Annotated in this window: 10 protein-coding genes and 1 pseudogene; 10 read left to right on the top strand and 1 reads right to left on the bottom strand. The window is 58.9% G+C overall.

The genetic code is table 11. The features are described 5' to 3' along the window. Positions 1 to 32: 32 nt before the first annotated feature. The 8 genes from BLU26_RS02290 (at position 33) to BLU26_RS02255 (ending at position 12,384) form a co-directional block, all read left to right on the top strand. Entirely contained in the window at positions 33 to 1,676 is a 1,644-nt protein-coding gene (locus BLU26_RS02290) for a VRR-NUC domain-containing protein (protein ID WP_092283465.1), read from the top strand. Continuing rightward, positions 1,673 to 3,955 (top strand): ATP-dependent DNA helicase, encoded by a 2,283-nt coding sequence (locus BLU26_RS02285; protein WP_092283463.1) that lies wholly within the window; start codon positions 1,673 to 1,675, stop codon positions 3,953 to 3,955. The genes BLU26_RS02290 and BLU26_RS02285 overlap by 4 nt, the downstream gene beginning before the upstream one ends. A 189-nt stretch (positions 3,956 to 4,144) precedes the next feature. Next, positions 4,145 to 6,067 carry a methyl-accepting chemotaxis protein gene (locus BLU26_RS02280; protein ID WP_092283461.1) on the top strand — a complete coding sequence of 641 codons (1,923 nt, stop codon included), beginning with the start codon at positions 4,145 to 4,147 and terminating at the stop codon, positions 6,065 to 6,067. Between the two features lie 106 nt (positions 6,068 to 6,173). Further along, the gene (yghU, locus tag BLU26_RS02275; protein WP_092283459.1) at positions 6,174 to 7,025 is read left to right on the top strand and encodes a glutathione-dependent disulfide-bond oxidoreductase; all 852 of its coding nucleotides are present in this window, start codon (positions 6,174 to 6,176) and stop codon (positions 7,023 to 7,025) included. A 218-nt stretch (positions 7,026 to 7,243) separates the two neighbouring features. Further along, positions 7,244 to 9,523 carry a putative bifunctional diguanylate cyclase/phosphodiesterase gene (locus BLU26_RS02270; protein WP_092283457.1) on the top strand — a complete coding sequence of 760 codons (2,280 nt, stop codon included), beginning with the start codon at positions 7,244 to 7,246 and terminating at the stop codon, positions 9,521 to 9,523. A 294-nt stretch (positions 9,524 to 9,817) separates the two neighbouring features. Beyond that, positions 9,818 to 10,816: an acetoacetate decarboxylase (ADC) gene (locus BLU26_RS02265; protein ID WP_407920335.1), complete on the top strand. Its 999-nt coding sequence runs from the start codon at positions 9,818 to 9,820 to the stop codon at positions 10,814 to 10,816. Positions 10,817 to 10,890: 74 nt separating this feature from the next. Then, entirely contained in the window at positions 10,891 to 11,331 is a 441-nt protein-coding gene (locus BLU26_RS02260) for a MerR family transcriptional regulator (RefSeq protein WP_092283455.1), read from the top strand. Positions 11,332 to 11,448: 117 nt separating this feature from the next. Continuing rightward, positions 11,449 to 12,384 carry an NAD-dependent epimerase/dehydratase family protein gene (locus tag BLU26_RS02255; protein WP_092283453.1) on the top strand — a complete coding sequence of 312 codons (936 nt, stop codon included), beginning with the start codon at positions 11,449 to 11,451 and terminating at the stop codon, positions 12,382 to 12,384. A 28-nt stretch (positions 12,385 to 12,412) separates the two neighbouring features. Here BLU26_RS02255 and BLU26_RS18735 read toward each other — a convergent pair. Beyond that, positions 12,413 to 12,508 (bottom strand): annotated as a pseudogene (locus tag BLU26_RS18735) (AraC family transcriptional regulator); the annotation flags it as partial. Between the two features lie 371 nt (positions 12,509 to 12,879). Here BLU26_RS18735 and BLU26_RS02245 point away from each other — a divergent pair. Together BLU26_RS02245 and BLU26_RS18865 are read left to right on the top strand one after the other, a co-directional pair. Next, a complete protein-coding gene (locus tag BLU26_RS02245) occupies positions 12,880 to 14,232 on the top strand; it encodes a tyrosine-type recombinase/integrase (protein ID WP_092283449.1) in 1,353 nt (450 codons plus the stop codon). A gap of 131 nt (positions 14,233 to 14,363) precedes the next feature. After that, a complete protein-coding gene (locus BLU26_RS18865; RefSeq protein ID WP_092283447.1) occupies positions 14,364 to 14,534 on the top strand; it encodes a helix-turn-helix transcriptional regulator in 171 nt (56 codons plus the stop codon). The last annotated feature ends 190 nt before the right edge of the window (positions 14,535 to 14,724 follow it).

The following is a 14,724-nucleotide window of genomic DNA, read 5'->3' as shown; positions in this document are numbered from 1 at the left end:
ACAATACTGTACGCACAACCAGTACTGTATTTATGCCGATCCCAGACGCCGCCGACTTCTACTATCTCAGCAACTTTCAGACAGTGCTCGACTGGGTGCTCGCGCGCTATCGCGATCTGCTGAGCGAGCAAGAGCTGGGTTTTGCCCAAGGCTTTGTCGCCGCGCCGAAAAAACCCCGTGCCTTGCTTGTACGCCTGATCATGCGCAAGGGTCAGCACTTCCGGCTGACGAAGCTGCAATACGACGAGATTGGCGACATTGACACTGCGGCCACGCCGCTCCTGGTCAATGGCTGGTTGCGTGATGACGCACCACTGTATGCAGAGGAGCTGGCCACCCTGCTGCTAAAGAACGAGCTCGCTGCACTGCTGCCCAACCCCGCTGCCGCCAGACAACAGAGCAAGACCACACTGACCACCGCGTTGGCCGCGCTGCAACCGGCGGCCCTGCCCTACCGACAGTGGCCTGGCGTGCCTGACGAACCGCTTGTCAGCCTCACCGTGAGCGATATCTGTGATCGCTTTCGGCTGTTGTTCTTTGGCAACCTGGCGCAGAGCTGGTCCGAATTTGTCCTCGCCGATCTGGGTGTCTACCGTTATGAACAGGTGGTGCTATCGGCCGAGTCACGCGCCTTTAGCCGGCGCCAGGACGTGGAAGACTATCTGCTGCTATGGCAATGCCGCGATGCCTTCAACGCGGGTGCCAGCGTAACCGACATCCTGGCGTGGCTCAGCGGTTTCCACAGCGACAATCCCTGGATCGAGCAACGTCACCAGCGGTTGCTGTTTCAACTCGCGCAGCACTTTGAGCGCCAGCAACAGCTGGAACAGGCGCTAGCGTTATATCAGCGCTGCCACCACGCAGGCGCGCGGCAACGCTGCATTCGCTTGCTGGAAAAGTCCGAACAGGCGCACGCTGCGTATGCGTTGGCACAACAAGCCTTGCTCGCCCCGGAGAGCGAGGCCGAGCGGCAACTGGTAGAACGCGCCGTGACGCGGCTCACGCGCAAGCTGAAAATGCAGAATTCGACGCCTGCGACCGCACGGCCTACGCCCGAGCAACATCTGGTGCTGCCGCAGCTGCCTGACCGGAGCGTAGAGCAGATGGTCGCCGAGCACCTGGGTCAGGGTTCCGCACCGGTTTACTACGTGGAAAACACGCTGATCTGCAGCCTCTTTGGTCTGTTGTGCTGGGAGGCCATCTTTGCTCCCCTCCCCGGCGCCTTCTTCCATCCCTTTCACAGTGGCCCGGCCGACCTGCACAGCGCTGATTTCTACCCACGGCGACGCGCGCTGTTTGATCGCTGCCTGGCCCAGCTCGACAGCGCGCAATACCAAAAGACCATCAACCATTACTTCCAGCAGAAGCAGGGGATTCAATCACCTTTTGTTTGCTGGTCCTTGCTCAATCAGCCGCTACTGGAGACTGCACTGCGCTGCATTCCGGCCACTCACCTGAGGTACTGGTTCCAGCGCCTGCTGGGCGATATCAAAGCCAATCGTGCCGGCATGCCCGATCTGATTCAGTTCTGGCCCGCGCAGCAGCGCTATCGCATGATCGAGGTAAAGGGCCCAGGCGACCGCCTGCAGGACAACCAGCGGCGCTGGCTGGCCTTTTGTGCGGAGCACCAGATGCCGGTCGAGGTGTGTTATGTGCAGTGGCAGCAGCCCGCGTGAGCTACCGCGTCGCAGTCCGCGCGCTATGCGAGTTCACCGCCAAGGAGGGTGATCTCGACCTGCGCTTTACTCCCGCACCCACCGCCCAGGAAGGTATTGCCGGGCATCAGACGGTGGTCAGCCGGCGGGGTGAGGGTTATCTCAGCGAGCTCGCTCTGGCTGGCAGCTACCCCGGGTTGCTGGTCACCGGCCGTGCCGACGGCTACGACCCCGCGCAAAACCTGCTGGAAGAGATCAAGACCCACCGCGGCGACGTCTCGCGCATCCCTGACAACCACCGCAGCCTGCACTGGGCCCAGGCCAAAGTGTACGGCTGGCTGTTGTGCGCCGAGCTGGCGCTGGAAGAAATCGACCTGGCGGTGGTGTACTTCAACGTCATCAGTCAGAAAGAAACGCCCTATCGCGAGACCTTCAAGGCAGACGACCTGCGGCGTTTCTTTGCGCTGCAATGCGACCGTTTTATTGCCTGGGCGCGACAAGAAACGCAGCACCGGGGTGAGCGGGATGCCTGCCTGCAAGAGCTGCGCTTTCCGCACGCCAGCTTTCGCGCCGGCCAGCGCCAGCTGGCCAAGGCGGTGTTTCGCGCGGCGCGCGATGGCGAGACCATCATGGCGCAAGCCACCACCGGCATCGGCAAGACCCTCGGCACCCTGTTTCCGCAGCTCAAAGCCTTCCCCGAGCAGCAACTGGACCGTCTGTTTTTTCTCACCGCCAAAACACCTGGCCGGCAACTCGCGCTGGAAGCGCTGGCCACGCTGCGCAGCCAGCAAAACGACATGCCCCTGCGGGTGCTGGAACATACCGCCCGCGACAAAGCCTGCGAGCACCCGGACAAAGCCTGCCACGGCGAATCCTGCCCGCTGGCAGAGGGCTTCTACGACCGCCTGCCCGCTGCGCGATTAGCCGCCGTCAACGTCCGCTGGCTGGATCAGTCGAGCGTTCGCAATATTGCCCTTGAGCACAACATCTGTCCCTACTACCTGAGCCAGGAGCTGTGCCGCTGGAGTGACGTGGTGGTAGGCGACTACAACTATTACTTCGACATGACCGCCCTGCTCTACGGCCTGACCGTGCTCAACGATTGGCGCGTCACCCTGCTAGTGGATGAGGCGCACAATCTGATCGACCGCGCCCGCGGCATGTACACCGCCGAACTCGATCAACAGGTATTCAATGTCTTGCGCCGTAGCGCACCCAAATCATTAAAGAGCTCGCTTGATCGGGTAGCCCGCCACTGGAATGCGCTGCACCGCGATCAGACCGACGACTACCAGATCTACCCGACCATCGCCGACCTGTTCATCGCCAGTCTGCAAAAAGCGGTCAGCGCCATCACCGATCACCTGACCGAGCAACCCACCGGCAACGAGGCCGCGCTGCTGCGCTTCTACTTCGATGCCATGCTGTTCTGCCGGCTGGCCGAAGCCTATGGCCCGCACTCGTTATTCGACATAACGCGGCATGAAGGCTTTGGCGGCCAGCGCACCCTCTCGACCCTGTGCCTGCGCAACATGGTGCCGGCGCCCTTTCTCAAGCAGCGCTTTGCCAGTGCCCACAGCACCACGCTGTTTTCCGCCACCCTGAGTCCCGCGCAGTATTACGCAGACTTACTCGGCCTGCCGGAGCAGAGCCGCTGGCTGGAGGTTGATTCGCCGTTCAAACCCACGCAGTTGCGCGTCTCGGTGATTCGTAACCTCTCCACCCGGTACCAGCATCGTACCGCCAGCCTGCAGCCCATCGCAGACCTGATCGCGCAGCAGTTTGCCCAGCAGCCGGGTAACTATCTGGCCTTCTTCAGCAGTTACGCCTACCTGCAGCAGGCGCTGGAGCGTTTTCAGCAGAGCTACCCCGCTATCCCCGTCTGGGCTCAGTCGCGCAGCATGAACGAGGGTGAGCGCAGCGCCTTTCTCGCGCGCTTCACCGAGCAGGGCCAGGGCATCGGGTTTGCTGTGCTCGGCGGCGCCTTTGGTGAAGGGATCGACCTGCCGGGCAGTCGATTGATAGGCGCCTTCATTGCCACCCTTGGTCTGCCGCAGATCAATCCGGTCAATGAAGAAATGAAGGAACGCCTGCAAACCATGTTTGCCGATCAGGGTGGCAACGGCTACGACTACGCCTACCTCTACCCCGGGCTACAGAAAGTAGTACAGGCTGCCGGGCGGGTGATTCGCACCACCCAGGACAACGGCGTGGTCTACCTGCTGGATGATCGCTTCGGGCAGCGCAGCGTACGCGCCCTGCTACCCACCTGGTGGGAGGTTGGCAGCGAGCGGGTGTGATCCACCATAGAGCGGAGCGCTCAATCACCGCAGGTATCCCAGCAACAACCTTAAGCCGCCGCTCTCGACCGGCGCGCACCGGAACGGGCGAAAGTCACTACCGCCCTGAGGTTTTCACTAAACCTCGCTCCGCTTCAGCCGATAGCAAGGCAAGGTCGTGCCATGTCGGCATTCAGGAGAGCTCCCCCAATGACCCTGCAAAAGAAGTTTGTCGCCACGTTGGCCGCCCTGTTAGTTGTTTTCATTCTGGTCGGCGTGGTTATCAGCTCCGTTACCCAAACCCGATTGATCCATGCCCGCGCCACCACTGAGTCGGCGGGTTTGCGCAACGAGGTGCTGCGCTTGTTGGGCGTCACGGACGCGATCATGAGCGAGCGTGTTCGCAACAGCATGGCGTTACTGATCGAGCGTGGCACTGCCTTGGGAGAGGCTTCATTGGGCAGCAGCGTGCAGGTGGGCGGGGCCAGTGCGGCGCAATTGCAACTGGGCTACCAACCGCAAGCGAACGATTTTGCCCTGGTGGATGGTTTGACCCAGGTCATGGGCGGCACCGCCACGCTGTTCTCCCGCCAGGGCGATAACTTCATCCGCGTGTCTACCAACGTCATGCGCGAGGGGCAGCGCGCCATCGGCACACAATTGGCGCCAGACGGCGCGGCGATCAAGGCGATACTCGCCGGGCAGGCATTTTATGGTCAGGTCGATATTCTCGGGCAGCCTTACCTGACCGGTTACGAGCCGATCAAGGACGCCAGCGGCCGGGTGCTGGGCATCTGGTATGTGGGCTATTCCGCCAACCTCACTTCGCTGGCCGAGGCGATTGCCGATGCGCGTATTCTGGAAGACGGCTTTGTTGCCCTGCGCGACCCCACCGGCAAGATTCGCATGCACTCCTCGCATCTGTCCGACGAGCAGATTGCCGACGCCCTGGCCGATACCGAAGGCCAGTGGCACATTGAAACAGCGCCGTTCGCGCCCTGGGGCTACGACATTGTGCTGGGCTATTCAAATGCGGAAGTGAGCGCCCTCATCATCAAGAACTCGCTGGCGGTCGCCGCGCTGATCACCCTGGCCGGCGTCATTCTGGCGATTGGTATCAGCCTGCTGATGAAGTTCATCGTCAGCCGACCGCTGAATGCCACCATCGCTGCGATCGAGGATATCGCCGACGGCAAGGGCGATCTCACCGTGCGTTTCAATGCACAAGGCCGCGATGAGTTTGCCATCCTCGCCGGTGCCTTCGACCGTCTGCTCGACCGCATCCAGCACACCATCCGTGAGGCGCTGGAATCGTCCGGCACCATTCTCAAGCAGGCCGATGAGTTGGCGCGTATTGCCGAGCAATCCGCTAGCTCGGTGAGTGTGCAGAACCGTGAGACCGAGATGGTGGCCACGGCCATGCATGAAATGAGTCTTACTGCGCAGAGTGTCGCGCAGAGCGCCGCCGCCGGGGAAACCGCCGCCAACCAGGCCAGCCGTGAAGCCGAAGAAGGCCGCGGCACCATGAACAGCACGGTCAGCAGCATTCAGCAACAGGCCAGTGAGATTACCGCGTCCATGCAGGTGATTGATGAACTGGCCTCGGCTTCCAACGACATCGGCAAGGTGCTGGAAGTCATCGTTGGTATTGCCGAGCAAACCAACCTGCTGGCCTTGAACGCCGCCATTGAAGCAGCGCGCGCGGGCGAACAGGGTCGCGGCTTTGCGGTGGTCGCGGATGAGGTGCGCTCACTCGCCCAGCGCACTCAGGCGTCCACCCAACAGATTCACAGCATGATCGACCGGGTGCAGACCGGTGTGAGCCGCTCCTCCAGCATGATGGAAAGCAACCGCGCCCTCGCAACCCGTAATGCTGAAGTCGCCGAGGCCGCCGGCAAGGCGTTCAGTGATGTAATGAATGCGGTCACGCGTATCAACCAGGTAAATACTGAAATTGCCAGCGCCGCCGAAGAGCAGAGCCACGTGTCGGAAGAGATCAACCGCAACGTAGTGCGCATCAGTGATGAGGCACTGAAGAACAGTGAACAGGTGGAGCAAACCCGCATTGCCAGTCAGAACCTGACGCAACTGGCGGAGAAGCTCCGTGCGCTGCTGGCCTATTACAAGGTCTGATCCATGCCGCGAGGTGGGGTAGCCGACTCCATGCTAGGATTTCGGCTACCTGTATCGGGCCTGTGATCCACTCGGGCTCGCCATTCACTGTTCGGGACCACGCAATATGAGCAACGACAAGCAGTACGAACCGCCCAAAGTCTGGACCTGGGACGCCGAAAGCGGTGGCAAATTTGCCAATATCAATCGCCCGATCGCCGGCCCAACGCATGACAAGGCCCTGCCAGTCGGCCAGCATCCGTTTCAGCTGTATTCGCTGGCCACGCCCAACGGCGTAAAAGCGACCATCATGTTTGAAGAATTGCTGGAGCTGGGTTTTCGCGATGCCGAGTACGACGCCTGGCTGATACGCATCAACGAAGGTGATCAGTTCTCCAGCGGTTTTGTTGCCGCCAATCCCAATTCCAAAATCCCGGCGCTGATGGATCACAGCACCAATCCGCCCACCCGCGTGTTCGAGTCTGCCTCGATACTGCTGTACCTGGCAGAGAAGTTTGGCGTATTGCTGCCAACAGCGCATGCCGAGCGCACCGAGGCGATGAACTGGCTGTTCTGGCAAATGGGCTCGGCGCCCTATCTGGGCGGCGGTTTTGGCCACTTCTATGCCTACGCGCCGGAGAAGTTTGAGTACCCCATCAATCGGTTTGCCATGGAAGTAAAACGGCAGCTTGATGTACTCAACCGCCATCTGGCCGAGCACGAATATATGGCCGGCAGCCAATACAGTATTGCCGATATCGCCATCTACCCCTGGTACGGCCTGCTCGCAGAAGGCGCGCTGTACAGTGCCGGCGAGTTTCTCTCCGTTCAGGAGTATCAGCACGTGCAGCGTTGGGCAGCAGCCATCGCCCAACGCCCGGCCGTGAAGCGCGGCCGCATGGTCAACCGGGTCTGGGGGGAGGAGTCGGAACAACTCGCTGAACGCCATGCGGCCAGTGATTTCCGGGCTGACGCCTAGGCTGCACCCTGTCGGCGCTGCTCGGCGGCGTCGATGGGTTTACACCACCCATGCAAGCTGGCCTGTGCCCCCATTTTTTATTCCAGGTGATGGCCTTCTGCTAGAGTTAGCAAGGTAGACACGCTTATTACCGGCCAGTCGAGTATGCGTAGTTGAAAGACCGTAGAGCAAAAGACCGTAGAGCAGAGGTTCGCCAGCTTTTCGCCGATGTATCGACGATGTATTCGTCTGACGATACCGATGTGGCACGCCTGCGGGGCACCCAGCTCAATTCGGTGGTGAGCGTGTCACTCCCCATGATGCTCGCCAACGTCGGCAGTGGTAGCTGCGTGCTCCTTGCCTTTGCTCCCCATTTTCCCACCGGCCTGTTGCTGTGGCTTGGGCTACTCTCTCTGGTTTGCGCATTCTCTGCCCTGGGTTGGTACAGGGCACGCAAGCGCCCTATTGTGCGCGCCTCATCCGCGTCCGCGCACAAGGCTACCTTGCACGCCGCCATTTTGGCGCTCATGTGGGCCTGGATGGTACTGACCTGGTTTCCCGATGCCTCGCGCGGCCAACAGCTGGCGATAGCCACCATAGTGACCGGTATGATCGGCGCCGGCAGTTTTGTGCTCAGCCCTTTGCCCTACGCCAGCATCAGTTACACGCTTATCTACTCCTTTGCCGCCATAGGGGCACTCTGGCTGTCCGGGCAGACGGCGTACCTTGGCGTCGCCATTCTGGTACTGCTGTATTCACCCATGGTGTTGATCGGCTCCCTATTCGCCTGGCGTCAGTCCACCGACCTGATTGCCGCCAAAGCCCGGTCCGAGCGGCAAGAGCAAGAGATGACGGTGCTACTGCAGGACTTTGAACACAACGCCGGCGATGCGCTCTGGGAAACCGCAGTGGATGGCAAGCTCAACCACGTCTCACCGCGGCTGACTGACGTGCTGCTGCTGCGCGACGGCGAAAACAGCGCCTACAGCTTTCATCAACTGCTCGCCATGCGTTGTCCCGATAATCTGGCACAACTGGAAATGCTGCTTGGCGAAGGATCAGCCTTTCGCGACGTGCACCTCACCATGCTTTCAGCCGAGGGCGATAAAAATCTGGTGATGACCGGCAAGTGCCTGTACTCGGCAGAAGGCATGTTTGTAGGCTGGCGCGGCGTGTTGACCGATGTGACCGACAAGGTCAAAAGCGAACAAAAGCTTCGCGAGCTGGCGCATACCGATTCGCTCACCTCGCTGGCCAACCGCTTTTACCTGCGTGAAGCCCTGAGCGAAGCGATAGAGCAACACAAACCTCTCGCGTTGCTCTGCATCGACCTCGACCGATTCAAGGTAGTTAACGACAACTACGGCCACAGCGTGGGCGACGCACTGCTTATAGTCGTTGCCAAACGGCTAGGTGCTTGTGCGGGGGAGCATGCATTGATAGCGCGTCTGGGCGGCGACGAATTTGCCATCGCCTTATGGGGCCATGATGTAGAAGCCGCTGCCCGCAAGCTGGCTCAGCAGGTAGTACAGAGCGTGGCTGAGCCCATCGCGCTGGCAGAGCGCCAGTTCCGCATTGGCGCCAGCGTTGGCTTCACGTTGCGTAGTGAAACTCACTGCAGCCTGGATGACCTGCTGGTGCAGGCGGACATCGCGATGTACGCAGCCAAGGAGGCCGGGCGCGGCCGCTGGAGATCCTACTCACACGAGCTCGGCGATGCTAACCGCCGGCGGCTGAGCATCGAACAAGGCCTGCGCAGCGCCATCGACAACGGCGAGATCAGTCTGCATTGGCAGCCCAAGCTGGATCTGCAAAGCGGGAAAATCACCGGGGCAGAGGCGCTGATGCGTTGGCACCATCCTGAGCTGGGGGCTATCAGCCCGATGGAGTTCATTCCAATCGCAGAGCAGTGCGGCCTGATCGACAGCCTCGATATCTGGGCGCTAACCGAAGCCTGCCGAGCTGGCACCAAGGAGCTGGCGGGCCTGACAATTGCGGTCAACGTGTCAGCCTCTCAACTACAGTTTGGCGAGTATCTGCATCACCTCAAACAGGTCCTGCGCAGCTCTGGTATTGCGCCGGAGAAGCTTGAGCTGGAATTGACCGAATCGGTGCTGATCGAGGATGCCGACAAGGCCATGACCGTTCTCAACGACATACGCAGCACCGGCGTACGCCTGGCGCTCGACGACTTCGGTACCGGTTATTCTTCATTGTCCTACTTGCGACGGTTTCCGTTCGACACGCTGAAAATTGATCGCTCGTTCGTGACCGAACTACTGACCAAGCAGGACGCCAGAGCCATTGTGCGAATGATTGCCGATCTGGCCAAGGAACTTGGCAAACGGACCGTCTGCGAAGGTGTTGAAAGCGACGAGCAACTGCAACTGGTACGGGCCGCCGGTTGCCACGAGATTCAGGGTTATCTGATTTCCCCACCCTGCCCGCTGGCAGCATTTCCATACGAATTGGATGCACAGTTGCGTGCGCGTCTGCTAGCCGCTGCCGGCACACCCTGACCGCTGCGTCCGACGCCTTACGCGCACTAAAAGCCCCCTGCAGCGCCTTTCAAGAGCGTCAACAACCAGGGTTGGCCTCCCTCCTTGCGGACCGCTCAACGCAGTCTTGCCAGCGCGCAGCAGCAGATCAATTCTGGCTGCGCCATCGCCCAGACACCGGCAACCATTCACCAGCGGTAAAAAAGCCGTTGACCTTCAACATCACTTCAACCTTACCGTCCGCCTACACCTTACTCGGTGCACTCAGTGCGCCGGTAAACGGTGGCCAACCCATGAAGGCGGAGATACCACAGCATGACCACCCTGAAGACATTCGCGCTCGCAGCGAGCCTGAGCATCGGCCTCGCCACCTTGCCCGCAGTGGCTGAAACTACAACACAGACAAAAACAGCCATTGCCATGATTGCAGGGCACGAAGTACCCCTCGTCGCGGGCGGGCTGTACGATCGCTTCCACTCCAATCCACCGCTGAGCGTTATCGCTAACGAAGACCCGACACTGGATCTCAGCTGGTTCCAGACGCTCGAGAAAACCCGTGTCGATATCGGCTTTGAGTCTTACTCGCCTAACTTCTACTACCGCAACAGCCGGGTGACCCTGGTGTTCACTGCCGACATCGATCGCCTGACCGAGCTGATGCCAGCTAAGGTATTGGAGCAGGTGCAGCCGCTGCAGATTTGGCCAGGCCGCGGGCTGATTGCGCTCACAGCCTACGCCTATCACTACTGCGACAACGACAGCTACAACGAGATTGCGCTGTCGATCGTCACCAACAAACCGGGCAGTGCCAACATGGGGCCATTCAGCCTGATTGGCCAGTCGATGGACAGCGACATGTGGGGCTATGTGCTCAAGCTGCCGGTGGATACCGAAGTGGCACGCGTGCGCGGCGTCGTTGGTTACAACCTGCCCAAGTGGCTTACCCGGATCGACTACCGCGAATCAGCTGACGATCTGACCTTCGATGTTTACGACAGCGAAAGCGGCAAGCTGGACTTCAGCATCCAGGCGAACCGCCTCGATGACTTAGCTACCGAACCGGCACTGGCGACCACCAGCTTTACCAACCTCGATCACGACGGCAATCTGGCCTGGGGCCACGCCGTGTCACGGCAGTTGCTCTCGGCCTCATCCTCTGACCCAGACGATGTAAAGCTGACGCTGGGCGATGGCAGCTTTTCAGCGTTCATTCGCGCGCTGGATCCGGGCCGCATGATCAAGTACGACTATGTGCCTGAATTCCAGAGCGCACTGTACGCACCGGAACTCTTGAGCACCCTGCTCGACCAGTAATATCGTGACCTGCTCTGGCTGGCAAATGCCAGCCAGAGAGCGCTACAGTGACAGCAGTCACCAGGAGGACCCTAATGAAGATTGGCGAACTCGCAGAACAGACCGGCCTGGCGCCGTCGCGCATTCGTTTCTACGAGCGTATCGGCCTGCTGAAAACGGTCAAGCGCCAGGCCAACGGGTACCGAAGTTATCCGCCGGAAGCCGTGCTCGTGCTGGGCATGATCACCGCCGCGCAAAAGGCTGGATTCAGTCTTGACGAGCTGCGCACCCTGCTCCCTTCGGATCTGACCCAATGGAATCATCAGGCACTTACCGAGGCGCTGCGCCAAAAGATTCAGGACATCGAAGAAATCCAGCTACGCCTGGCAGATAGCAAATCACGACTGCAGGAAGTATTAGTACAGGTGGAACAAAAACCGGACGATATGGACTGCGCGACTAACGCGAGACGCGTTTGGTCGCAGGTCAGCTTCGGCGATGCGACAGCCAAGCCTTCCGGCAAAGCTAGCCACTAGACCCTACCCATCGCCTCGCATACTGTGCAGAACTTAAAAGGTTGACCTTAAAGTTTGGTTCATCCTTAGGATGAAACTCCGATACCCCCGTGGCAGTCGCCACACAGGAGATTCCCTATGCAGACGATCCTTGGTGCCAGCGGTCAGATTGGCGAAGAACTGGCCCGAGCACTGCACGATAACTTCACCACCGACATCCAACTGGTCAGCCGTAATCCGAAAAAGGTAAATCCGACTGACAAGTTGTTCAGCGCCGACTTGCTGGATGCGGAGCAGACCAGGGCGGCAGTGGCTGGCGCCGAGATCGTGTACCTCACAGCTGGCCTGCCGATGGACACCGAGCGCTGGGTAGTCCAGTGGCCGATCATGATGAGCAACGTCATCGAGGCCTGCGCGCTGCATGGCGCTCGCCTGGTGTTCTTTGACAACACCTACATGTATCCGCAAACCAGTGCGCCGCACACCGAAAGCACTTCGTTTAAACCCAACGGAGCCAAAGGCAAGGTACGCGCGCAAATCGCCAGCCAGCTCATGCAGGCCATGGCCGATGGCAAGGTCGAGGCGATGATTTGTCGCGCGCCTGAGTTCTATGGCCCGGGCAAGACCCAGAGCATCACCAACTCGACCATCATCAACAACGTCAAGAAAGGCACTCCCGCGCGCGTCTTCCTGCGCGATGACACCCTGCGCAGCCTGATCTACACGCCGGACGCCAGCCGCGCCATGGCCTTGCTTGGGAACACTGCTGATGCCTGGGGTCAGGTATGGCACTTGCCCTGTGACGACAACCGTCTCACCTACCGCCAGTTCATCGCCCTGGCTGCAGAGGTGTTTGGAACCAAAGGGGAATACAAGGTACTCAAACAGTGGCAGCTGAGCCTGGCAGGCTTGGTCAACAAAACCGCGCGGGGAGCAGCCGAACTGCTGCCGCGTTACCGGGTCGACAACATCTTTGAGTCAAGCAAGTTCAAAGCACGCTTTCCCGACTTTCGTGTGACCAGCTACCGCGAGGGCCTTGAGACGATCCACGATGAGAGTGGCAGGCAGGGCTAGCGACAGGATCACTCCCCTGCCGCCAGGCTAAGGCTTTGATATCGCGTTTTGGCGGTGTTCCAAACAGGCGGCTGTATTCCCGGCTGAACTGGGATGTTTTTTTGTAGCCGCCCCGAAGAGCTGACAGAGCATCAAAGTGAACATAGCCGGGGGTAGTAGGCTGCAGACCAACCCGAATGACGCCATAACCAAGATGCCGCCACAGCGGGATAAGTATTACGTTTACCCCCCCGTGCGGATTGATCGCAGGGAGGCAAAACATGGGCCAGCAAACCCAGAAACAACAAAGCCCCGATATACGGGGCTTTGAAGTCGAATAGTGGCGGAGGGACAGTCCGCCGACCGAGTCCTTCCACAAGACAGCATGAGACGCCTTAAGTCAAATTATTTCCATTAATAAACAGCAACTTAGATATTTGATTTTGTATCAGGCCATCTTAGCCTATAGTACTTAGACACAAGTTTTATGTTGGCAAGGTTGTTGGGAGTAGCGGTATGCCGAAGGTCGCAGCAGTGTTAACTGATAGGCAGGTAAAGGCCATAAAAGCACCTGGATTTTATCCCGTGGGCGGAGTTAAGGGCCTAGGTTTGAAAATCAGCAGCGGTGACTCACGTTCTTGGATTTTAAGGGCAACCACGGGCGAGCTTCGCACTGCAACGTCTGGAAAGATTTATACCGTTCGCCGCGATCACGGGCTCGGGGGTTTTCCGGATGTGAGCCTGGCTGAGGCTCGTAAAAGAGCCATCGATCTCAGGCAGCAGCTACGTGATGGAATCGATCCCGTAGCTGAGAAGAAAGCTTTACGGGCGGCCCAGGTGGCAGATCGAGCTAAATTAAGGACATTCGAAGACGTGGCTAAAGAATGCCACACGGTGCGCCAATCCGAATTTAAAAATAGCAAGCATGCCGCCCAATGGATTAACACCCTGACCACCTATGCCTTTCCTATCCTAGGCAAGCTGCCGGTTGGTGCCATTGATACCACTCACCTGGTAGAAGTGCTGCAACCAATATGGCTGACCAAACACGAGACGGCATCGAGAGTGAGGCAGCGTATTGCCAGCGTTCTGGATTACGCGACGGCAATGGAGCTACGCACAGGACCTAATCCAGCGGACTTGCAGGGCAAGCTAAGAGAGCTGCTGCCCAGGTCAAAAGCCGTGCGGAAGAAAGCAGGTAAACGGCATCACGCCCGCGTTCCAGTGGAACAGATGTCTTCGTTCATGACAGACCTCAGAACAAAAAAGAGCATCAGTGCGAAGGCATTGGAGTTTGCCATTCTTACGGCTGGCCGGTCTGGCGAGGTTCGAGGTGCAACCTGGGAAGAGATCGACCTTGAACGCCGAGTATGGCGGTTAAGCCCGGAACGCATGAAAGCTGACAAAGGTCATACGGTACCGCTGTCGGATGCTGCGATGTCATTGCTCGAGGCTCTCCCAAAATATCGAGGCCAAAGTTTGGTGTTCACTAATAGCAAGAATGCTGCTCTGTCTGATGCCGCGATGGGTAAGTTGATTAAGGACATGCATACAACAGCTGTGGAAGCAGGAGGCAAGGGCTATCTAGATCCCGACCAAGGACGGATTGCTACTCCCCATGGCACAGCAAGGTCCAGCTTTAAAGATTGGAGCCTTAAATCCACTGCCCGTGTGATGGCAAACGGAAATACTTCGAGCTTCCCGGATGAGCTAAGTGAGCTCGCTTTGGCACACGTAAATAGTGACGAGACGCGCGCGGCGTACGCTCGAGGCGGTTTACTAGAGGAGCGTCAGGAGCTGATGCAGGCCTGGGCCAATTATCTCGGCCAAAAAATGGCCGGCAATGTTCTCAAGATGGGAACCAGCTAACCAAAACCGATTAAATGGAAGGAAATTGCGCCAAACCCGAGTTGGCGCTGAAATTAGGCATTTAGACGGAACAAAGGTGCAGTCACGTTGGGTAACTTATCGGTTATCGATAACCGAGCGAGGTCGCAGCTATGTACTTCACCGTAAAGCAGATTTCCCAAAGATATAGCGTTTCCCCAGCCACTATATGGCGCTGGGTGAGCACCGGGGCTTTTCCGAAACCGCATAAATTAGGTCCGGCTACGACTCGGTGGCATATCGCTGATCTGGAAGATTTCGAGCCAAAAAGACGCACCGAATGACTCAGCCGGAAGCGGGTACTCCGCCGTTCATTTAGCTGTGGTCGGCGGATTCTCTTTCCCCACAAGATTTGTCAAATTGCAGTCAGCGTTCAACCTTGCTGGTAACGGTTATTGCCTATCCTCCGCCGTTCATCCTCCTCGGATTGCTTCGAGTCCAGCTTGCAAGCAATCCGAAAGCCCACACTGCCCA

The organism is Halopseudomonas sabulinigri, from assembly GCF_900105255.1.
GTDB lineage: Bacteria > Pseudomonadota > Gammaproteobacteria > Pseudomonadales > Pseudomonadaceae > Halopseudomonas > Halopseudomonas sabulinigri.
Note: the sequence above shows the minus strand (reverse complement) of the source record. Positions and strands in the feature narration are given on the sequence as shown.